The organism is Flavobacterium cryophilum (assembly GCF_048286555.1).
GTDB lineage: Bacteria > Bacteroidota > Bacteroidia > Flavobacteriales > Flavobacteriaceae > Flavobacterium.
On record NZ_JBLVPZ010000004.1, the window covers coordinates 168,107 to 188,753 of the forward strand.

General features: G+C 34.2%; 20 protein-coding genes. 7 read left to right on the forward strand and 13 right to left on the reverse strand.

Annotated elements, in window-relative coordinates:
- The first annotated feature begins 147 nt into the window (after positions 1-147).
- Positions 148-900, forward strand: coding sequence for a glycerophosphodiester phosphodiesterase (locus ACNQGJ_RS08670; RefSeq protein ID WP_417973793.1), 753 nt, complete (start codon positions 148-150; stop codon positions 898-900).
- Between the two features lie 111 nt (positions 901-1,011).
- On the opposite strand, the gene ACNQGJ_RS08675 is transcribed toward ACNQGJ_RS08670, so the two are convergent.
- The 9 genes from ACNQGJ_RS08675 to recF all read right to left on the reverse strand — a co-directional run bounded on the left by ACNQGJ_RS08675 (position 1,012) and on the right by recF (position 10,016).
- Positions 1,012-1,563 carry an RNA polymerase sigma factor gene (locus ACNQGJ_RS08675; protein ID WP_417973795.1) on the reverse strand — a complete coding sequence of 184 codons (552 nt, stop codon included), beginning with the start codon at positions 1,561-1,563 and terminating at the stop codon, positions 1,012-1,014.
- Complete coding sequence (locus ACNQGJ_RS08680; protein ID WP_417973797.1) at positions 1,554-2,660, reverse strand: glycosyltransferase; 1,107 nt, start codon at positions 2,658-2,660, stop codon at positions 1,554-1,556. Before ACNQGJ_RS08680 ends, ACNQGJ_RS08675 begins: the two co-directional genes overlap by 10 nt.
- Positions 2,661-2,759: 99 nt before the next feature.
- A complete protein-coding gene (locus ACNQGJ_RS08685; protein WP_417973799.1) occupies positions 2,760-3,374 on the reverse strand; it encodes an FMN-binding negative transcriptional regulator in 615 nt (204 codons plus the stop codon).
- A gap of 110 nt (positions 3,375-3,484) precedes the next feature.
- Positions 3,485-4,498 (reverse strand): UDP-N-acetylmuramate dehydrogenase, encoded by a 1,014-nt coding sequence (gene murB, locus ACNQGJ_RS08690; protein WP_417973801.1) that lies wholly within the window; start codon positions 4,496-4,498, stop codon positions 3,485-3,487.
- A 49-nt stretch (positions 4,499-4,547) separates the two neighbouring features.
- A complete protein-coding gene (asnB, locus tag ACNQGJ_RS08695; protein WP_417973803.1) occupies positions 4,548-6,395 on the reverse strand; it encodes an asparagine synthase (glutamine-hydrolyzing) in 1,848 nt (615 codons plus the stop codon).
- A 2-nt stretch (positions 6,396-6,397) separates the two neighbouring features.
- A complete protein-coding gene (locus ACNQGJ_RS08700) occupies positions 6,398-7,465 on the reverse strand; it encodes a glycosyltransferase (RefSeq protein ID WP_417973805.1) in 1,068 nt (355 codons plus the stop codon).
- A 15-nt stretch (positions 7,466-7,480) separates the two neighbouring features.
- Positions 7,481-8,152 (reverse strand): DUF2461 domain-containing protein, encoded by a 672-nt coding sequence (locus tag ACNQGJ_RS08705; protein WP_417973807.1) that lies wholly within the window; start codon positions 8,150-8,152, stop codon positions 7,481-7,483.
- A gap of 7 nt (positions 8,153-8,159) precedes the next feature.
- The gene (locus ACNQGJ_RS08710) at positions 8,160-8,858 is read right to left on the reverse strand and encodes a thioredoxin domain-containing protein (protein WP_417973809.1); all 699 of its coding nucleotides are present in this window, start codon (positions 8,856-8,858) and stop codon (positions 8,160-8,162) included.
- Between the two features lie 78 nt (positions 8,859-8,936).
- A complete protein-coding gene (recF, locus tag ACNQGJ_RS08715; RefSeq protein WP_417973810.1) occupies positions 8,937-10,016 on the reverse strand; it encodes a DNA replication/repair protein RecF in 1,080 nt (359 codons plus the stop codon).
- 232 nt (positions 10,017-10,248) lie between these two features.
- Here recF and ACNQGJ_RS08720 point away from each other — a divergent pair, with 232 nt between their 5' ends.
- Together ACNQGJ_RS08720 and ribH are read left to right on the forward strand one after the other, a co-directional pair.
- The gene (locus ACNQGJ_RS08720) at positions 10,249-11,022 is read left to right on the forward strand and encodes a tetratricopeptide repeat protein (RefSeq protein ID WP_417973813.1); all 774 of its coding nucleotides are present in this window, start codon (positions 10,249-10,251) and stop codon (positions 11,020-11,022) included.
- Positions 11,023-11,128: 106 nt separating this feature from the next.
- A complete protein-coding gene (ribH, locus tag ACNQGJ_RS08725; protein ID WP_417973815.1) occupies positions 11,129-11,704 on the forward strand; it encodes a 6,7-dimethyl-8-ribityllumazine synthase in 576 nt (191 codons plus the stop codon).
- A gap of 168 nt (positions 11,705-11,872) precedes the next feature.
- Here the strand turns inward: ribH and ACNQGJ_RS08730 are convergent, their stop codons facing one another.
- Complete coding sequence (locus ACNQGJ_RS08730; RefSeq protein ID WP_417973817.1) at positions 11,873-12,445, reverse strand: YciE/YciF ferroxidase family protein; 573 nt, start codon at positions 12,443-12,445, stop codon at positions 11,873-11,875.
- A 389-nt stretch (positions 12,446-12,834) separates the two neighbouring features.
- On the opposite strand from ACNQGJ_RS08730, the gene mutL reads away from it, so the two are divergent.
- The 4 genes from mutL (at position 12,835) to ACNQGJ_RS08750 (ending at position 17,454) form a co-directional block, all read left to right on the forward strand.
- The gene (gene mutL / locus ACNQGJ_RS08735; protein WP_417973819.1) at positions 12,835-14,676 is read left to right on the forward strand and encodes a DNA mismatch repair endonuclease MutL; all 1,842 of its coding nucleotides are present in this window, start codon (positions 12,835-12,837) and stop codon (positions 14,674-14,676) included.
- Positions 14,673-15,434 carry a rhomboid family intramembrane serine protease gene (locus ACNQGJ_RS08740; RefSeq protein WP_417973821.1) on the forward strand — a complete coding sequence of 254 codons (762 nt, stop codon included), beginning with the start codon at positions 14,673-14,675 and terminating at the stop codon, positions 15,432-15,434. Before mutL ends, ACNQGJ_RS08740 begins: the two co-directional genes overlap by 4 nt.
- Before the next feature lie 61 nt (positions 15,435-15,495).
- Positions 15,496-16,365, forward strand: a complete 870-nt coding sequence (locus ACNQGJ_RS08745; protein ID WP_417973823.1) for a rhomboid family intramembrane serine protease — start codon at positions 15,496-15,498, stop codon at positions 16,363-16,365.
- A 42-nt stretch (positions 16,366-16,407) separates the two neighbouring features.
- On the forward strand, positions 16,408-17,454 hold the full coding sequence (locus ACNQGJ_RS08750; RefSeq protein WP_417973825.1) for an endonuclease/exonuclease/phosphatase family protein: 1,047 nt from the start codon (positions 16,408-16,410) through the stop codon (positions 17,452-17,454).
- 16 nt (positions 17,455-17,470) lie between these two features.
- Here ACNQGJ_RS08750 and ACNQGJ_RS08755 read toward each other — a convergent pair whose 3' ends face one another.
- From ACNQGJ_RS08755 to dapB, 3 genes are all read right to left on the reverse strand, one after another.
- A complete protein-coding gene (locus tag ACNQGJ_RS08755; protein ID WP_417973827.1) occupies positions 17,471-18,097 on the reverse strand; it encodes a WbqC family protein in 627 nt (208 codons plus the stop codon).
- Positions 18,098-18,185: 88 nt separating this feature from the next.
- Positions 18,186-19,772, reverse strand: a complete 1,587-nt coding sequence (lepB, locus tag ACNQGJ_RS08760) for a signal peptidase I (protein ID WP_417973829.1) — start codon at positions 19,770-19,772, stop codon at positions 18,186-18,188.
- Between the two features lie 77 nt (positions 19,773-19,849).
- The gene (gene dapB / locus ACNQGJ_RS08765) at positions 19,850-20,581 is read right to left on the reverse strand and encodes a 4-hydroxy-tetrahydrodipicolinate reductase (protein ID WP_417973831.1); all 732 of its coding nucleotides are present in this window, start codon (positions 20,579-20,581) and stop codon (positions 19,850-19,852) included.
- Positions 20,582-20,647 lie beyond the last annotated feature (66 nt).

The following is a 20,647-nucleotide window of genomic DNA, read 5'->3' on the forward strand; positions in this document are numbered from 1 at the left end:
GAAATCAGTTTAATTCTCGTTGATCGACTACTAAATAATCTCAAAAATAAAATCATTTAATCACACCCAACAGTTTAATTTAATCCTTTCTTAATATTTGAGCTTACGGAATACGTTATTTTTACCGCAAAAACGTAAAAGAAAGTTATGAAATTTACCACACTACTATTGGCTTCATCAGTAGCCTTATTATTTTTAAATTGTACTGCTGACAAATTTGTTGTTTGTGGTCATAGAGGAGCAATGGGCCATGCCACAGAGAACACATTAGCATCAATAGAAAAAGGAATCGAATTGAAAGCCGATATGGTGGAAATAGATGTTTATAAAATTAAAACGGGTGAAATGGTTGTTTTTCACGACGATGATTTGAATCGAATCACTAATGCTAAGGGAAAAATTGAGGATTACACTTTCGATGATTTGAGAAAAGTCTTAGTTGGAGGGAAACATCAAATCCCAACTTTGCAAGAAGTTATTGACGCTATTGATAGAAAAGTAGTGCTTAATATTGAATTGAAAGGGAGAAACACCGCCACGGACACTTATAAAATAATAGAAGAATACAAGAAAAAAGGATGGAGAAATAAAAACTTTTTTATTTCTAGCTTTCGAATAGGAGAATTGCAAAAAATGAGGTCTTTAAGTACTAAAATAGCTATTGGATTACTTACTTATAAAGAACCAATTGAAAGTAGTATCAAAACAGGAAAACACCTTAATGCGCAGGCAATAAACCCGTATTATAAAACTTTAACTGCTGAAAATGTTGCTGTAATGAAAGCTAATAATTTTAAAATTTATCCTTGGACTGTGAATGAACCCGTGGATATCAAGAATTTACAAGAGCTTAAAGTAAGCGGAATTATTACGGATTATCCGGAAAGAATTATAAGATAATTTTTTAGAAAGCGGTACTTGCTTTTGATTTAAAAAAGTGGTCTATCAAGAATTAGATCACTTTTTTGTTTTTAAACAATTAAGAATCGATACTGTTGTGCTAAAATAAGGCTATCTTTTATTTTGAATAATTGCTGCAAGAAGTTTTTTGGCGCGAAGCAATTTAATCTTCACATTACTCAATGGTTCGTCAATTTTATTGGCAATTTCCTGATAACTCATTTCTTGGAAATAACGCAGCTGAATCACTTCTTGATAATGTGGTTTCAATTCTTTGATGAATTCTAGTAATCGAGAAAGGTTTTGTTCCGTAATCAATTCATCTTCTGCAGATGGAGTAGTGTCGGCAATATTGTAGGCTTGCTGATCATGCTCATCGGTAATTTCGACAAAAAGACTTGATTTCTTTTTTCGCAGTAAATCAATGTGTACATTTTTTGCAATAGCAATCAGCCATGTGTTAAACTGGAATTCTGAGTTGTAAGTGGCTATTTTATCGAACGCTTTCGAGAACGTTTCGATGGTAATATCTTCGGCATTGGTTTCATTTTCGGTACGTTTTAGCATAAATCCATACACTTCATTCCAATAATAATCCAATAGAAAAGTAAAGGCAACCTGATCGCCTTGTTTTGCCTTTTCTATTTGTTTGTTTATTTCCAATGTACTGGTTTTGAGAATGTATTTGTTATAAAGATATTGATTTGTGTGAAGATAAGAACTATCTCAACGATAGGAAACCAGAATTTAATATCGTGTTCCTTAAGTTTACCTGCCGAAAATCCCACCACAAGCCATGCCGTAAGATAGCGTAATGCAATTAAACTTAAAACAAGTATCCATTGAAACTGAAAGGCTAATAATATAATGGGTAATAAAATAAAGAGTAATTGCGAACAATAGAATGCTCCTAACTGTACTTTATCGGAAGATTTATAATAGTTTGCAGTAGCAATATGCCGTCTTTTTTGAATCAACCAGTCTTTATATGTTGTTTTTGGTTTAGAAATCGTAAAACTGTCTGGTGTATAGGCAATAGTTGTGTTTTTAGCTTTTGAAGCTTGGTTTACAAATAAATCATCGTCACCAGAACGAATTTGCATGTGATCTATAAAGCCATTTACAGAGAAAAATTCTTCTTTTTTATAGGCTAAATTTCTTCCAACGCCCATATACGGATGTCCAATTTTGGCCCATGAAAAATATTGAATTGCCGTTAATAAAGTTTCATAACGTATTATTTTATTCAAAAATGAATTAGGAATTTTTTCATATTTACCATAACCCAAAACAATTGTTTTTTGCATTGTAAATTGAGAACTCATAGCTGTAATCCATTCTTTTGAGGTTGGATAGCAATCAGCATCTGTAAATAATAGATACTCTTTTTTGGCGGCTTTTATTCCTAAAGTCAGGGCATATTTTTTGTTTCCCCAAAAGGCTTCATTGTTCTCTACTTTTACTAAACGAACATTTGGATATTGCCTTTCAAAACCTTCAAATATCTCCAAAGTAGCATCACTTGACGCATCATCAATCAGAACTATTTCAAAGTCCGGATAGTTTTGCTCCGCAAGCAGAGGAATAAAATTAGCAACATTTTTTTCTTCATTTTTGGCGCAAACAATCACCGAAATCGGGATTCTTTTTGGTGTGATATTTTGTGCTTTAATGAAAGCAAATTTTCTAAAAACACCTAAATAATATGAAATTTGAACAACAACGATAAAAATAAAAAAGTAAAGAATTAGTATAAGCATCTGTGTTTAATGAGTTATTAATTCCGAAATTTCGGGAGAGTGCAAAGGTATGAATTGAATTGTGAATTGTTAAATACAATGTGTGAATTTCGAAAGAATTTATATTGGGCATTTCTTCATCTCATTTGCAATAGCGATCGATTGATTCGTGTTGGTTTTTTCTAGCTCAGAAATGATGTTTTGATAATTTTTTTGATCCCTGTTTTGAGATATTTTTTTAGTGGCTTGAATTTCGGTTATTTCAATTTCAAACGCTACAATACCACGAGTTTGCATCATGGTTTTCTTAGACAAATCTTCGATGCGAACTGGGTTTTCTGAATTTTGTTCGTACTTGTCGACTAGCTTTTTCAAGGATTCAATAACGGCTTCTCCTTCGATAATTTTGATTTTTCCGTACACATGAACGGCAATATAATTCCATGTTGGCACATTTTCATGGTCGTACCAAGAAGAAGAAATATAAGAATGTGGTCCTGAAAACACGGCTAAAACTTGGTCATTGTCTATAAAACCATTCCACTGTGGGTTTTCTTTGGAAATGTGCCCGCATAAAATGTCCTTGCCTTCTTCATTAGCCTCCAGTTCCAAAGGAATATGTGTTGCGCACAATTTACCATTGGCTTGATTGATTAAAATACCAAAGCTATTCGCTTGAATAAATTTTCTAATTTCTTCTTGATTTTCGTTTTTATAGATTTCTGGAATGTACATTTTATGATTGGGTTTTAGGTGTTGGTTTTTTGGGAATTAGTAGTAGGGATTAGTAAAAGGGTTTTTTTTAGAATTTATTTGTGTAATGCCTAATACCTATTACCTAGTTGCTAAATTATATTTACTTCGGCTTCAATATGAATGCCAAACTTTTTAAAAATTGTCTCTTGAATATCTTTAGAAATATTCAAAATTTCTTGTCCGGTCGCACTGCCATAATTCACTAAAACCAAAGCTTGATTTTTATGAATTCCGGCATCGCCAAACCGTTTTCCTTTGAAACCAGCTTGCTCAATGAGCCAGCCAGCGGGAACTTTTACTTCAGTTTCAGAAATATCAAAATATTTCATTTTGGGAAATTGCTGATGAATTTTTTGGAAATCTGATTTCAGAAGAATTGGATTTTTAAAGAAACTACCGCTGTTTCCCAACTGTTTTGGATCGGGTAATTTGCTTTGTCGAATAGTAATTACGGCATTGCTGACGTCCTTTAAAGTAGGATTATTGATGTTGTTTCTGGCTAATTCAGCCGAAATATCTCCGTAAGATGTATTGATTTTATGGTTCGTTTTTGTCAATTTAAAGACAACCGACGTAATAATATATTGGTTTTTCACTTCGTTTTTAAAAATGCTTTCTCGGTATCCAAAACGGCATTCTTCCTTTGTGAACGTTTTCATTTTCTGGCTTTCTATAGTCATTGCTTCACAGGAAACAAAAGTGTCTTTAATTTCGGTTCCATAAGCACCAATATTTTGGACTGGCGTTGTTCCAACGTTTCCCGGAATGAGTGACATGTTTTCCAATCCGCCAAAATTTTGGTCGATGGTCCAAAGCACAAATTCATGCCAGCTTTCACCAGCCTGACTTTCGACCCAAACAAAATCACCGTTATCTTCAATAATTCTCTTGCCTTTCAAATCGATATGAACAACCAGTGCATCAATGTCTTTTGTCAAAAGCATATTGCTTCCGCCACCTAAAATAAATTTTTGCTGCGGTTTATTTTCCTGTAAAATAGTTTTCAAATCTTGAACAGAATGAACGGCAACAAACTGTTTTGCTTTGGCTTCGATGCCAAAAGTATTGTATTTTTTTAAAGAGAAATTAGGTAATATTTCCATAAAAGAAAGTGCGGTTTAGAATAGTTTAATTGTAAGCTAAAAGTAAGAATTAAAATTTAGTTGTATACGTTTTCATCCAGATATGCATCATAAACAAGGGCATAATGTACGGAGTCATTCGGGTGTCTCCTTTTTGTAAATTTTGAACGAGTTTTCGAATGTTTAGATGCTCAAAATAAGGAATTTGAAATAAATCACTTTTCGTGAAAGATTCTAATTCTTCTTTAAAAGCAGGACTTTTTGTGATGTAGTCACCCCAGGGAGCACTTAGCCCCACTTTTCTGAATTTAAGAATTTCATCTGGCAAACGTTCTTCCATTGCCTTTTTTAGAATGAATTTCCATTTTTTTCCTTTAAAAAGCCATTTATCTTCCAATGAACCTAATCCAACAACTAATCTCGGGTCCAAAAAAGGCTCTCTACATTCAACCGATGCTCCCATAGTACAACGGTCATTCCTATCGAGAAGGGAGCATAAATAGGTATGTTGGTCAAAATAAAGTGCTTGTCGGCGTAAATTACCGGGATACAACGATTTAGCCTCTTTGTAGATTTTTTTCCTGTATTCGTTTTTTGGAGGCGTGTTAATTCCGAAAGTCTCTGCAATATCATTTGGATAAATGTTGGAACCATTGAATAGGACCAAGTCAGATTTTTTTACGATTCGGGCATAACGCGTTAATTTTTCGTACCGTGGTTGTTTTGTAAAAACATCCAGATTTCCAATGGTGGCTATAGAATTCAATAAAGATGGATATTGTAAGGCTTTGTACCGCACATACCCTCCCATTAACTCATCCGCGCCTTCACCTGAAAGTAACACTTTTACGGCAGGTTTTGCTATTTGTGAAACCGCTAAAAGATGTGGTTCGCTTAAATGCATGATAGGTTCATCCTGAAAATAAGTGGAATTTATTAACTGTTCATAAAGATTTTGATCTTCTAATTGCATGGTTTGAAATCCATAATCGAATTTTTCTGCCATCATTTTAGCTAAATGTGCTTCATTGTGTTCTTTCTCTTTAAAACCAATATTAAAGGTTTGAATATCTTTATATTTTTGATGGTGTAGTGAAGCTAAAATAGACGAGGAATCCAGTCCGCCACTTAACATAACGCCCACAGGAACGTCGCTTACCATTCGCATTTTTACAGCATCATCAAACGTTTCTCGAAACCACTCTATCGGATTTTTTATTTCCGGTTGGTTTTGAATTTCCTTTTTTAAATTCCACCATTTGGAGGTGGTGGTTTTTCCGCCTTCATGAACGGTCATGATGTGTCCAGGTAATACCTTTTTTACATTTTGATATAACGTATTTTCACCGGCAACAAATCGGTTAAAAATGTATTCTTCCAGTCCGTCGTGTGCCATTTTGAGTGGAACTCCAGCGGTGAAAAGTGCTTTTTGTTCGGAAGCAAAATAAAAAGTGTCGTTGTAAAAAGCGTAATATAAAGGCTTGACGCCCATTCGGTCCCGAACGATGGTTAGCTTTTTTTCTGATTTATCCCAAATGGCGAATGCAAACATACCGTTGAGGCGGTTGAGCATTTTTAAACCATGCAACTGAAATAATTTCATCAAAACCTCGGTGTCCGAAGTGGTTTTGATGTCAAATCCATTGCTTTTTAACTCTGGATAAAATTCTCTAAAATTGTAGATTTCACCATTATAAACCAGTACATATCTTCCATCTTCCGATAGGAAAGGTTGGTGTCCGGCTAAGGAAATATCCAAAATTGAAAGCCTCCTGTGTCCAAAACCAATATTGTTTGCGATGAACAATCCTTTATCATCTGGACCTCGATGTTCCAGCGAATCGCGCATCTTTGTAAGAACACGTTCGTCAACTTTTTTTTGTGATTGTAAATGCAAGATTCCATTAATTCCACACATAGTTAATTGGGGCTATTTGTGCTAATTAATTCGTGGTATTTATTGGCAATGATTTTCATATTTATGTTGTAATCTGCATTTTTTTCTAAAAACATTCTATTTTTTATGACGGCTTCGTTTCGGTGTTTATTGTTTTCAAATGCCCAGATTAATTCGTCTGCCAACATTTTAAAATTATCAACTGTAACCAATTGCCCGTTTTTGCGGTGTTTAATCCAACTCTGATTTCCTGGAATATCGGTTACAATTGGATAACAATTAGTAGCCATAGCTTCAAATAATGAAGCTGAAACACCTTCTGTTATTGGCATGCTAATGTAAATATTAGATTGCTGTAATAGTTTTGGTAACTCAGTATTTGGAATTCTTCCGGTAAAGTTGACTTTATTTTCAATGCCTAAATCTTTTGCTAAATCTTTTAATTTAGAAAGTTGTGTTCCGTCTCCTATAATAGTAAGTACAAAATCTATTCCTTTTTGGTTTAAAATAGCAAATGCTTTTAAAATAATACTATGACGATATTCCGGTAATAAAGAACGAGTGACTATGGCACAAATTTTTTCTGGATTGGCAGTGTTTTGGTTTCCAAATTTAGCCAAATCAATTCCCTTTGGTAAAACCAACACTTTCTTCATGTCCACATTGGCTTCTAGCATCGAAATGGTCATTACGGGTCCCCAAGCATGAATTAAATCTGCTTTTTTAAAAGCGTAATTCTGAATGAGTTTTTTTAGAGGTAATGAAATCGATTTTTCAGGCCATAAATCGGTTTTGCCTTGTTGTGCAATTGCAAATGGTTTTACACCCGATAATGCAGCAAGAAAACCATAACTTGTAGTTCTTTCCGCAATCACCATATCCGGCTGTTGGGCTTTTATTATTTTCCTAATTTTAAAAATAGCTAATTCAAATTCGAAAATCCTTAAAATTCGGTTGTGAATACAATTGCTGGGGGTTTTTAATTCCCAGGTAATAATTTCAAAATCACCAAATTCCTTTAAACCATTCATCCATGTGATGGCATCAGCTCTGTAGGATTCTCCCAGAAAAAGTATTTTCTTTTTTTTCATCAGTGTAAATTATATTTACTCAGAGGTTAAAGCTCGATTTATAAAATCGTTCAGGGGTTTAAGCACAATTAATTTTTTACTCATTGTAGCAACAAAATCTTTTTTTGTCGCTTCTGAAATATCAATTCTTTGAGAAGATTCAAAGCTTTTTAGTTTTAGGAATTCAATCGCTGGATGTTCTTTTTCGAAACCTCGAGGTGGATTTTTCAGCATATTTTTTTCATTGCGATCGAAATCTTTAAATTCCTTTTTGAAATCTTTTTTATTAAGAATGGTTTCTAAATCATCATGGAAATAAGCAATTTCTTTACGCATTTTTTTTAAATCTTCTGGTTCGGGGCAATACAATCCTCCGGCAATAAAACTGGCTCCTTTTTCTAAATGAAGGTAATAACCAGATCGATTCATGCCTTTTGCACCTGAAGAAAGCCAAACGCCCAAGTGCGATTTATACGGAGTTTTATCTTTAGAAAACCGTATATCCCGATTGATTCTGAAGGTGCAATTTTTTACTTCCAGCATTTCCAGCGATGGATCCAGTGGTTTCATAGCATCAAGAAAATCGCCAACCAATTGTTGATAATCTTTCTTGACCGCTTCGTAGCGTTTTTTATTGTCCAAAAACCAATCTCTATTGTTGTTGGCTTTTAAATCATCCAGAAATTGTAACGTATCTTTTGACAGCATTTTGAAGCTATTGTAATTGTTTTTTTAAATCATTTTCACTTATAAAACCAGAATGTTTCCATTTTACGGCTGCGTTGTCATACAATAATAAGGTAGGAAGTTCAATGATTTTCATTTGAGAAATCAAGGTTTTATTTTTATCGGCATCCAATCGAATGATCACCACTTTGTCTGCTAAATCTTTTTGCATCTGTAAAACATAAGGGGTCATTTTTTTGCAGGGCGCACACCACTCCGCATAAAAATTAATCAGCACTTTTTTATCGGTATCTAACAGTTTGTTGTACTCTGGAACGGATAGGCCTATAATTTTATCACTCGGTTTAGCGCGTCCGGAAGCGTCCCATTTTAACATTCCTCCATCTAATTGATAAATGGTTTTGAAACCTAATTCATTTAGTTTTTCAGCTGCTTTCTGACTTCTTCCGCCACTTTTACAATACACAAAAACAGGTTGTGATTTGTCCAGTTTTTCTACTTCGGAAGCAAAGGTGTTTCCTAGCCAATTTATATTTGTAGCATTGTCAATATGATCAGGAGTAAATTCTTCAGGAGTTCGTACATCCAGAATTTGTGGATTTGGAGTTGTTGCAATTTTTTCTGCAAAGGCTTTTGAATCAATTGTTTTGATTTCTTTGGAATTTTGTCCGCTGCAGGATAAAATAGCAAAGCATATGATTGCCATGAATATGGAATGAAATTTCATTGTGATCGCGTTTAAAATTGAATACGCTAAAATAGGTATTTTTTAAATTTTCGAACCCTATAAATTATTAAATAAAAGTTATAAGTTGAAAATTTTATACGTCTGATGCGTGGATTTCACAATGGCTTCCGTGCGTTCCGGATGTGTATCTGAAATAAAAAGCTGACCAAAAGTGTCGCTGTTGACCATTTCGATTATTTTGGCTACGCGACTTTCGTCCAGTTTATCAAAGATGTCATCAAATAATAGAATCGGTTTTACGCCGCTTTGCTTTTTTAGAAACTCAAATTGAGCTAGTTTTAAAGCAATTAGAAATGATTTTTGTTGGCCTTGCGAGCCAAATTTCTTGATTGGATATTGGTCAATTTCAAAGGCTAAATCGTCTTTATGAATTCCCACACTCGTATAATGCAAAGCTCTGTCTTTGTTGATGTTTTCCTGTAATAAAGTCAATAAATCTTTTTCGAATAAATGACTTTCATATACCATCTGAACTGTTTCTTGTGAACCTGTTATGGCTTGGTGATGTGAGTTGAAAATAGGAATAAACTGGTTGATAAATTCTTTTCTTTTTTCGAAAATATAATCTCCAAAACTATTAAGTTGCTCATTATATATGGAGAGCGTGTCGGTATCGAAAACATGATTCAATGCAAAATATTTCAACAAAGCATTGCGTTGACTCATTACTTTTTGATATTGAATGAGTTGCTGTAAATAATGAGAATCCAATTGCGAAATCACGCTGTCCATGAATTTTCTTCTGGTTTCGCTGCCTTCCACGATCAAATCCCTGTCGGCAGGAGAAATGATAACCAAAGGAATAAAACCAATATGATCTGAGAATTTGTCATAGGCTTTTCCATTGCGTTTCAATATCTTCTTTTGCCCTTTTTTCAGACTGCAAATAATTTGTTCATTTCTTTCATTTTTTTCAAATTCGGCATCAATCACAAAGAATTCTTCTCCATGCTTAATATTTTGAACAGCTAATGGGTTAAAATAGCTTTTTCCGTAAGATAAATGATAGATTGCATCAAGCACATTTGTCTTTCCAATACCATTTTTACCTACAAAACAATTAATTTTGCTGTCAAAATCGAAATTTGCTTCCGAAAAATTCTTATAATTGAATAATGAAATCTTTTTTAAATACATCTGTAAGGCTTGCTGGTATTGAGAACTTTGATGTTTTTAAATGAGTTTTTCAAAGTGGGTGCAAATTATTGAAAAATATCGATAAAAATGACGTTTGGCTTTTTTCTATGCTAATTATTTTAGCATTGGAAAGAAAGAACCTCCTATAATTTTTTTTTTGAATATAAAAGCATATTTTTTATGTCGGTTTGAATAAAAATTTTATTTTTGCGATTCACTAAATTAAAAATAAATGGCTACGTACAGTAAAAGAGGATATAAAGCACCAAAAGAAAAAGAAGTAAAAGACGGAGTTGAAGCTGTAGTCATTGACGGAAAAGACAGCACAACGGCAGAAGTTTTTTCTAAATTAGATGAGACTGCTACAATAACCGAGGATTGGGTAGCTAAAAATCAAAAAATTATTATTGGTTTAGTGGCCGCCGCCGCTATTTTTACAATTGGTTACTTAGGATACCAACGATTCATTGCTATGCCGCAACAAGATGAAGCAGCAAATGAAATGTTTGTAGCACAGCAAAATTTCCAAAAAGCAACTGATGGAGTAGCAAGTGACTCTTTATATAAATTATCTTTAAATGGTTCAGAAGGTAAATTCGGGTTCTTAAAAATTGCGGATGAATATTCTGGAACTGATGCAGGAAATCTAGCTAATTATTATGCAGGAATTGCTTATTTGAATACTGGAAAATATACTGAAGCGATCGATTACTTAAGTAAATTTAAATCGGATGATATAGTTTTGGGCGCTTTGGCAAAAGGAGCAATTGGAGATGCTTATTCTCAAAAAAATCAACCGAAAGAAGCTCTAGAAAATTACGTAAAAGCAGCTGAATCAAATAAAAACGATTTTACTACGCCACGTTTTTTGTTAAAAGCTGGAAAAACAGCTTTAGCTTTAGGTAATAAAGCAGATGCTTTGAAATATTTCACAGACATTAAAGACAATTTTGAAGGAACTCCAGAGTATGCTTCAGTTGACGTTTTGATAGGATTAGCACAATAGTAAAAAATGAGATGAGTTTGGTGGTTTAAGATTGTAAATTTTTGATTTCAAAATGCTACCTTTAATATCTGAAATCAAAATTCTAAAATCAAAATTCTAAAATCAAATGGCTACCGTAAATAAAAACTTATCAGAGTACGATAAAAATTCAATCCCAAACGCAAAAGATTTTCGCTTTGGGATTGTTGTTTCAGAATGGAATGATTCTATAACTGAAGGCCTTTATAGAGGCGCTGTTGAAGCCCTTCTGGAAAACCAAGTTCCAGCACAGCATATTATTCGATGGAATGTTCCAGGAAGTTTCGAACTTATATATGGTTCAAAGAAAATGTTGCAAACTCAAAATGTAGATGCGGTGATTGCTATTGGATGCGTAATTCAAGGGCAAACTAAACATTTTGATTTTGTATGCGAGGGCGTAACTCAAGGAATTAAAGACTTGAATGTTCAAACGGATATTCCTGTTATTTTTTGTGTTTTGACTGATAATACGATGCAACAATCCATTGATAGAAGTGGAGGAGTCTATGGAAATAAAGGCACTGAAGCGGCGATAGCAGCTATTAAGATGGCGTATATTCGTCAACAAGCATCATTGTCACATCAAATAGATAATAATCATTTATTGTCGTCAGGAGCCATTCAATTAGCAGAAGGAACACCTTTAGAGTTGAAGGAATAAATAATTGTACACAGTTTTTTTTTAAATATAAACAAAAACCTACTCCGATGGAGTAGGTTTTTTTATGGATTCAAATAAGGATATTAAGGATTCAATTCAGGTATCGTGATAGAACTAAGAAATCGGTTCAAATCGCTTATATAAAGTACAATGTACCAGCCGAAAATATTAGGCTTGTGCGTGCGCTGCATCAAGATTAATCTCAGATAGTGCAATTTCTGTTAACGATACATCTGCATTTTTTTCTTCTTCAAGAGTTTTCGCTAATAAAGCTGCTGCTTTATTTTCGCCGAGTGTCACGGCATAAGCGCGTAACGTGCCATAGGTTGCAATTTCATAGTGTTCTACTTTTTGTGCTGCGGCAATAATTGCTGCATCTCGTACTACTCCTAATTCGGTTTCTTCCATAATGCCATCGGCTTCTTTTAGTAATCCTTCCATTGCATCACATTTTTTGCTGACGGGTTTCAAACCCAAAGATTCAAAAACTTTTTCTAAGCGAACAACGTGTTCTTCTGTTTCTTTTAAATGATTTTCAAAAGCATATATTAGTTTAGAAGAGGTGGCATTTTTCGCCATTTTAGGTAGTGCTTTGGTCAGCGCATGTTCTGCCCACAAAATATCTTTTAATCCGTCTTCAAAAAAATCTCGTAATCCTTGTGCCGCATCTGGTTTTGCTTTTACAGCTCCTTTTTTAGATTCTTCTTTTGCGTTTTCTTGTTTTTCACTGCTCGCTTTCATAATAAATGTTTTTAGTTGTTAACTCGTTTGAAGAAACAAATTTAACTTTTAAACCTGTACAAGGAGTATATAATTTTGTTAAAAAGTTGTAAAATTTTTATTTTATAATCTTGTATATCAGTCATTTGACTTTAAAAATGCGCTTGTTATATTTGATATTTCATTTGGAATTAAATGCAGTTTTTGCACGTGCATTCTGTTTTGGATTATGGCAAAATTAAAAGATTAGGCTGGTTAAAATTAGTTCTGGACAAAGTCGACTATACCGAATTTTTAGGTTGTGTTTTTTTGTTTTTTAAACGTACTTTAATAATAAAACCCAATAGAAATTCATTAAATTTGTGCCACTTGGTTTTAAAAAACCTTAAACTTTAAACCTAAATTTTTTAATGTCGAGTATAATCCAATTACTTCCTGATCATGTTGCCAATCAAATAGCTGCTGGAGAAGTTGTTCAAAGACCTGCTTCAGTTGTCAAAGAGCTGCTTGAAAATGCAGTAGATGCCAGAGCAACGGATATAAAATTAATTCTGAAAGAGGCAGGGAAAGCATTAGTGCAAGTTATAGATAATGGTTTAGGAATGAGTGTTACTGATGCACGTTTGTGTTTTGAACGGCATGCCACTTCTAAAATTCGTCACGCGGAAGATTTATTTTCTTTACATACTAAAGGTTTTCGTGGGGAAGCGTTAGCGTCTATTGCGGCGATTGCTCATGTAGAAATGAAAACCAAACAAGATCAAGAAGAACTAGGAACGCACATTATCATTGAAGGCAGTAGATTCGTATCACAAGATGTTGCTGTTTTGCCAAAAGGAACTTCTTTTGCAGTCAAAAATTTATTCTTTAATATTCCGGCGCGACGCAATTTTCTGAAATCAGATACGGTGGAATACCGCCATATTGTAGATGAGTTTCAACGTGTGGCTTTGGCTCATCCAAAAATACATTTTACGTTTTATCACAATGCCAGTGAAATGTTCAATTTACCGCCTTCTACTTTAAGGCAACGAATTGTCACTATTTTTTCGGGTAAAACCAATGAAAAATTAGTGCCAGTTCAAGAAGAAACTGAAATAGTGATGATTCAGGGATTTGTAAGCAAACCTGAATTTGCTAAAAAAAATCGCGGTGAACAGTTTTTCTTTGTTAACGATCGTTTTATAAAAAGTGGGTATTTGCATCATGCCGTGATGGCTGCCTATGACGGAATCTTGAAGGATGGTGCGCAGCCTAGTTATTTTCTATATTTATCAGTGCCGCCTAATACTATTGACATCAATATCCATCCCACTAAAACGGAGATTAAATTTGATGACGAACATGCGTTATATGCTATTTTAAGAGCTTCAATAAAACATAGTTTGGGTCAGTTTAATGTAGGTCCGGTTTTGGATTTTGACCGGGATTCTAATTTAGATACCCCGTATCATTACAAAGATTTAGCGGGAGCTACACCGACGATTCAGGTGGATGGTACCTTTAATCCGTTTTCTGACGATAAACCCAATAAACATTTTTCCAATTACAAGAAACCAGAATTAACAGCTAGTTGGGAAGGTTTATATGTAGGCCTAAAACAAGATATGGATGAAATAGGACACTTGACTTTCGAAAATGAAGAAGTCACTTCCTCTTTATTTAATGACGAAGAAGTAGAGCATTCCGTTCATAAAACGTACCAAATTCATAAAAAATATATTGTTTCATCGATTAAATCGGGCATGGTAATTGTCGATCAGCAACGCGCGCATCAACGGGTTTTGTATGAGCAGTTTTTAGTAAGTATGACTGTTAATCAAGCGTCAAGCCAGCAGTTATTATTTCCTTTGAACTTGTTTTTTTCGTCAAGCGAAATGAATCTTATCGCTGAATTACAGCTTTCGTTGATGAATACCGGTTTTGTTTTTGAACAAAATAATAGTGATCATATTGTGATTTCAGGAATTCCTGTTAATGTAACGGAGAGTGAAGTTTCTTTAGTTTTAGAGCAATTATTGAGTGATTTGCAGGATGGAATACCGGAAAGCAGTTTCAGTCAGAACGATACTATTGCCAAATCTATGGCTAAAAGTTTGGCGGTAAAAACAGGAACGCACCTTACTGAAAAAGAGCAGGAAAATTTGGTAAACGGACTTTTTGCATGTAAAGACCCAAATGTTTCCCCATTCCATAAACCCACTTTCATCACGATGCGTGTGGAAGATTTAGATAAAAAATTTGCATTATGAGAAACGTAACTGAGACAGTAAAACAATTAATAATTATAAACGTTTTATTTTTTGTTGGTACACTTGCTTTAGGGGGTTTTGATCCCACAAATCCAGCGTATAGAATATTAGCCTTGTATTTTCCTGAAAACCCAAGTTTTCAATTGTGGCAACCGGTGACGCACATGTTTATGCATGGAGGCTTCATGCATATTTTTTTCAATATGTTTGCGTTGTATTCTTTTGGATCTGCTTTAGAGCAAATGTGGGGTAGTAAGAAATTCTTGTTTTTCTACATTTCCTGTGGATTAGGAGCTGCCTTGTTGCACACCGGAGTCAATTATTACCATTTTCAAGATAGTTTGGATACTTTGATCACCAACGGATTTCCAAAACAAGAAATTTTACAACTTTTAAATGAGGGTAGAATAGATACAAGATGGCAACAATTTATATCCGTTTCTGATTTTCAAAATTTCACAAGCGCTTATGTTGGTACTGCAGTAGGCGCATCTGGAGCTATTTATGGAACGATAGTAGCATTTGCTTTTATGTTTCCTAATGCTGAATTGGCTTTGATGTTTATTCCTGTGCCAATAAAAGCAAAATATTTTGTTCCAGGTTTAGTATTAGTCGATTTGTATTTAGGAATTTCAGGAAAATCCATTTTTGGAGGCGGAGGAATTGCTCATTTCGCACACGTTGGTGGTGCTTTGTTTGGATTTATCATTATGTGGTATTGGAAGAAAAATCAGTTCAATAAAAACCGTTGGAATTAAAATTGTACCATCCTTTATAGTTGAACAACGTAAACAGCAGCTATTAAAACCCAAGTAAATTATGAATATTATTGACGACCTGAAATTACAATACAAGATGGGAGGCATTGTGACTAGGCTAATCTACTGGAATGCAGCTTTGTTTGTGTTTCCGTGGTTGTTTTTTGCGCTTTTATCTTTGTTGGGTGTCAATATCGACTATATTCAATATGTAAGTCTGTCCTCTAATCCGGCGCTTTTACTCTGGAAGCCGTGGTCGTTGCTTTCGTATTCTTTTTTTCACGCCGGAATTATGCATATCGTTTTTAATATGATTGTTTTGAATTTTTCGGGCAGATTATTTATGACGTACTTTACTGAAAAGCAATTGTTAGGGTTGTATGTTTTGAGTGCTATTTTTGCTGGAATTACTTATCTAGTGGTATTTTATGTTTTAAATATTAGTGCTCCAATTGTAGGTGCCTCTGCCGCTATTATGGCGATACTAGTCGCAACTACTACGTATAATCCTTTGATGGATCTTCGATTATTAATTATTGGAAATGTCAAGTTATGGCATATAACTGCCGTCATTATAATTATTGATTTGATGCAACTCCGGTCAGAAAATATGGGTGGGCACATTTCTCATCTTTCAGGAGCTTTTTTTGGTTTTATTTTTATTAAATTGATCCAAAATGGTACAGATTTAAGTAAAATTGTATCTCGTGTTTTACATTTTTTTACAAATTTGTTCAAAAAAAACGCGGCTACTCCTTTCAAAAAAGTACATAAAAATTACAATAAGCCGCTCGTAAAAAGCGTTTCAAAAATTGTCGCAAAAGATAAGTCTCAGCAACAGATTGACGAAATTTTAGATAAAATCAGTCAGTCAGGGTATGATAGTTTGACAAAAGAAGAAAAAGAATTCTTGTTCAAAGTTGGCAAATAATCAATGAGATTTTAGCGATTGTCTTAATATAAAATATAGAAAATGAAAAATCTTTCATGGTTTAATAGCGGAATGTTTTTTTTGAATATAGTACTCACTATTGTGACATTTATTGCCTATGTCTTACCTTTTTTGGCGCCAAAATCTTTCCCGCTTTTATCTGTTTTGACACTTTTTATGCCGCTTTTTTTTATCTTAAATGGCTTATTTTTTGTGTATTGGGCATTGCAGTTCAAAAAGCAATTGATCGTTTCGGGGTTGGTTTTATTGATAGGAATTACTTTTATAAATAAATTTTATAAGTTTTCGTCTCCTGAATTTGCCAAAGAAGAAAAAGATTTTACCGTGATGAGTTATAACGTTAGACTGTTTAATGTTTTTAAATGGATTGACAGAGACGACGTTCCTTCCGATATTCTCACCTTCATTAATGATGAAAATCCAGATATATTGTGTATGCAGGAATACTCATCCTCTGCTGATATTGATTTGAAAGTGTATCCTCACCGGTATATTTTTACGGATGGAAACCAAATTAAAACGGGGCAGGCAATTTTTTCTAAATTTCCAATAATTGATCAAGGAAATATTATATTTCCAAATTCCAGTAATAACGTTGTTTTTGCAGATATAAAAAAAGGAAAGGACATTATCAGGGTCTATAATATGCACTTACAGTCCATTAAAATTTCTCCTGATGTTAATGAAATTGATGAAAATATCGACGCAATTAATCAGCAGAAATCACAAATGTTATTTATTAGGATCAGTAAAGCGTTCAAGCAGCAGCAGCAACAAGCAGAGATTTTTATAGCGCATAAGATGAAGTGCCCGTATCCAATTATCATTTGCGGAGACATGAATAATAGTGCGTTTTCTTACGTATATCGCGGCATAAAAGGGAAGTTAAAGGATAGCTTTGAAGAAGCAGGTAAAGGTTTTGGCGCGACGTATAAATTCAGGTATTATCCCGCTAGAATTGATTATATTTTTGCTGACGAAAAAATAAAAGTAAAGAAGTTTAATAATTACCCGAAATTTATTAACTCAGATCATTTTCCTATTATGGCAAGATTGTCTTTTGAATAAAATCGAAATTCGTATTCTATTTTAGAATGAGTTCTTGTTTTTTTAAGTAATCCAACGCATATTTCCCTTCATTAAAGAGCAAATCCAAAACGCTGAGATTGTTGATGAAACCATGTTTGTCATCAAAAACTTGCGTGTAACTTTCGAATAAAGAAAAGTCTTTTTTTCCGTTTACCAAAGCTCTACAATCTGTGATCGAAGTGGTGTCAATTTCAGGAAAGTATTCAGTTGTTTTCGTGTAGTCCAGTTTCAGGCGGAAACATTTTAATAGAATGTCTAAAACCTCAAAATTTAAATCCAGTAAAAAGGCATGTTTTTTTTCAAAAATTGGTCTGATATCATCCTCAAAAAATTCAAAAAAAGGGGAGCTTCTGTATGCGGCTTCCAATGATTTGAAGTGTTGTTTTTGCCAGTCAAAATCGGTTTCAATTTTGATGTCTTTTGTCTTTTGATGGCTTTCTTTCGAATGTTTCACCGGGATATTCAATAACTGAATTCCGTTTGGGCTATAGATGTAAGTGCGGTTGCGATTCGTTTGTTTCTGGAAATTATCTTCTATTTCAAAGGTGATATTGTCCGATTGTACCAGGGCTACAAAATGGCTTGTCGATGGAAAGTAGGTAGGATGGATGAGAATGTTCATGTTTGTCTAAAGTTTTCAAAGTTATAAAGTTTAAAGTCATAAAGCGAGATTAAATAAACTTTATGACTTTAGACCATGAATCTTTTGACTAATTTTTGCTCTCTTTTCTTTTTTTCCAGAAGTAATCTCCAATGAAGAATACTGCTAATACAATTAAGAAATATTTAAAATAAGATTGAGGTTGACCTTCACCGTTCACAGTAGTAAAAACTCTGTCCCAACGTATTTTATTTAACCCCTTACCGTTAGTGTCCCAACTTAACCAGATAAAAATCGGTTTCCCTACAATGTGATTTTCAGGGACAAATCCCCAAAAACGACTGTCTTCTGAGTTATGACGGTTGTCACCCATCATCCAATAATAATTTTGTTGAAAAGTATAATCTTTCACTACTTTTCCGTTTAATCTTATTTCGTTTCCTGTTACTTTAAGGTCGTTTTTATCGCCATTTTCGTTTGTTTCGTAATCCGTAATTATCGTTTTATAAAATGGCAATGATTCCGTTGTTAAAGCGACAGTTTTTCCTTTTTCTGGTACATAAACAGGGCCGTAGTTGTCACTGTTCCACTTATTAAGGTGTGGAAAAACACCTTTCCCATGATTAGAGCGATCTACATCCGTGGCTATTTGTCTGGTAACGGCAGTAATACCGGGTATTTTTTTTAATCTTTCTGCACCGGCAGCTGTCAATGCACTAAAGAATAATGTGTCTCTTTGCGTTTGATCGGTAACCATTACCGGATCAGTTACGTCCATCTCTTTCAGTAAATATTCAAAATCGATTGGCGTTTTTCCATCTAATGCTACTTTATAGGAGAATTGTGGTTTTGCTCTTTCGGGCATTTCCAACAGCTTTCCATCAATATAAATCATGCCGTCTTTTATGGACAAGTTGTCTCCTGGAATTCCAACACATCTTTTTACATAATTCGATTTCTTGTCTACCGGTTTAAAAGCGCGTCTTTGGGAAGTATCAAAAAACCGGTATACAGTGTCAACAGGCCAGTTGAAAACAACAATGTCCGTTCTGGTTATGTTTTGAATTCCCGGTAATCTCAAATAAGGTAATTGCGGCCAAGTTAGGTATGATTTTTTTTGAAATATAGGGATTGAGTCGTGAACCATTGGCAATGCTACAGTTGTCATTGGGATTCTAGCGCCATAATTCATTTTGCTTACAAATAAAAAATCACCTACCAATAAGGATTTTTCTAATGAAGAGGTAGGAATTGTATAAGGTTGAATTAAATAGGTATGGACCAATGTAGCTACGATAATAGCAAAAAGTAAGGAGCTAACCGTGTCAGCTGCTTTATTTTCGGGGCTTAAACTTCTGTCCGCTATGTATTTTAAATCTTGAGTGTAATTGATGTAATAAATGTAAAATCCTAAGGTAATAAGCACTAAAAAAGTATCTAAGCCAGTTCGTTTTCCAAAACTTCTCATCGTTTCCACCCAAATTACAGGAAACATAATTAAATTGATAATTGGAATGAAAAGTAAAATCGTCCACCAAGTAGGACGGCCTATAATTTTCATCAAAACAATTGCATTATATACTGGAATTGCGGCTTCCCAACGTTTCCTTCCTGCGCTTTCATATAATTTCCATGTTCCTATAAAGTGTACGATTTGTACAAGCAGAAAAAATATAAACCATTGATATACTGACATAATTTGTTTATTTGGTTAATCGGTTATTTGTTTATTCTAAAATCAAAAAGTTTTTTGATTTCTAAGGATCTAAAATTCTATTTATTTAATTCTAACACATCCTTCATTGTGAAAATTCCTTGCTTCCCCACAATCCATTCGGCTGCGAGTATAGCACCAAGAGCAAAACCTTCACGATTGTGTGCCGTGTGTTTGATTTCGATAGCATCCACAACAGAATTGTAGGTGACGGTGTGTGTTCCGGGTACGGTCCCAATTCTTTTGGCTTCGATGTGAATTTGTTTCCCCTGTTCGGTATCACTCGTGTGGTTCGTTTCTGGTTTGTCTAAAGTCCAGTTGGTGTACGAACTATTTTCAATTACTCCTTTGGCAAGTGAAATTGCAGTACCACTTGGTGCGTCAAGTTTTTGGGTATGATGAATTTCTTCTATATCAACGGTGTAATTAGCAAATTTTGACATAATTTTAGCCAAATGGTCGTTTAATTCAAAGAAAATATTCACACCTAAACTAAAGTTGGAGCTAGAGATAAAGCCGCTGTTTTTTTCTGCGCAAAGTAGCGCCATTTCATCATAATGTTCTAACCAGCCTGTTGTACCTGAAATTACAGGGACATTAGCATGGAAGCAACTGGAAATGTTATTGACTGCAGCTGTTGGAACACTGAAATCAATAGCCACATCAGCATTAGAAAGACCATCAAAAGTATTGTTTTGATCTTTTTTCAAAACGATTTTATGTCCTCTCTCCACCGCAATTCTTTCAATTACCTGGCCCATTTTTCCGTATCCTAAAAGCGCAATGTTCATTTGTTTATTTTTTAAATTTTGAATAATTTACAATTCCTGCAATTATGAGCCCTATTAAAACCCCAG

Excerpts from the sequence above, each read along its gene's own strand:
- ACNQGJ_RS08670 (WP_417973793.1), top strand. The coding sequence starts at position 148 with ATGAAATTTACCACACTACTATTGGCTTCATCAGTAGCCTTATTATTT.
- ACNQGJ_RS08680 (WP_417973797.1), bottom strand. The coding sequence starts at position 2,660 with ATGCTTATACTAATTCTTTACTTTTTTATTTTTATCGTTGTTGTTCAA.
- ACNQGJ_RS08685 (WP_417973799.1), bottom strand. The coding sequence starts at position 3,374 with ATGTACATTCCAGAAATCTATAAAAACGAAAATCAAGAAGAAATTAGA.
- murB (WP_417973801.1), bottom strand. The coding sequence starts at position 4,498 with ATGGAAATATTACCTAATTTCTCTTTAAAAAAATACAATACTTTTGGC.
- asnB (WP_417973803.1), bottom strand. The coding sequence starts at position 6,395 with ATGTGTGGAATTAATGGAATCTTGCATTTACAATCACAAAAAAAAGTT.
- ACNQGJ_RS08700 (WP_417973805.1), bottom strand. The coding sequence starts at position 7,465 with ATGAAAAAAAAGAAAATACTTTTTCTGGGAGAATCCTACAGAGCTGAT.
- ACNQGJ_RS08705 (WP_417973807.1), bottom strand. The coding sequence starts at position 8,152 with ATGCTGTCAAAAGATACGTTACAATTTCTGGATGATTTAAAAGCCAAC.
- ACNQGJ_RS08710 (WP_417973809.1), bottom strand. The coding sequence starts at position 8,858 with ATGAAATTTCATTCCATATTCATGGCAATCATATGCTTTGCTATTTTA.
- recF (WP_417973810.1), bottom strand. The coding sequence starts at position 10,016 with ATGTATTTAAAAAAGATTTCATTATTCAATTATAAGAATTTTTCGGAA.
- ACNQGJ_RS08720 (WP_417973813.1), top strand. The coding sequence starts at position 10,249 with ATGGCTACGTACAGTAAAAGAGGATATAAAGCACCAAAAGAAAAAGAA.
- ribH (WP_417973815.1), top strand. The coding sequence starts at position 11,129 with ATGGCTACCGTAAATAAAAACTTATCAGAGTACGATAAAAATTCAATC.
- ACNQGJ_RS08730 (WP_417973817.1), bottom strand. The coding sequence starts at position 12,445 with ATGAAAGCGAGCAGTGAAAAACAAGAAAACGCAAAAGAAGAATCTAAA.
- mutL (WP_417973819.1), top strand. The coding sequence starts at position 12,835 with ATGTCGAGTATAATCCAATTACTTCCTGATCATGTTGCCAATCAAATA.
- ACNQGJ_RS08740 (WP_417973821.1), top strand. The coding sequence starts at position 14,673 with ATGAGAAACGTAACTGAGACAGTAAAACAATTAATAATTATAAACGTT.
- ACNQGJ_RS08745 (WP_417973823.1), top strand. The coding sequence starts at position 15,496 with ATGAATATTATTGACGACCTGAAATTACAATACAAGATGGGAGGCATT.
- ACNQGJ_RS08750 (WP_417973825.1), top strand. The coding sequence starts at position 16,408 with ATGAAAAATCTTTCATGGTTTAATAGCGGAATGTTTTTTTTGAATATA.
- ACNQGJ_RS08755 (WP_417973827.1), bottom strand. The coding sequence starts at position 18,097 with ATGAACATTCTCATCCATCCTACCTACTTTCCATCGACAAGCCATTTT.
- lepB (WP_417973829.1), bottom strand. The coding sequence starts at position 19,772 with ATGTCAGTATATCAATGGTTTATATTTTTTCTGCTTGTACAAATCGTA.
- dapB (WP_417973831.1), bottom strand. The coding sequence starts at position 20,581 with ATGAACATTGCGCTTTTAGGATACGGAAAAATGGGCCAGGTAATTGAA.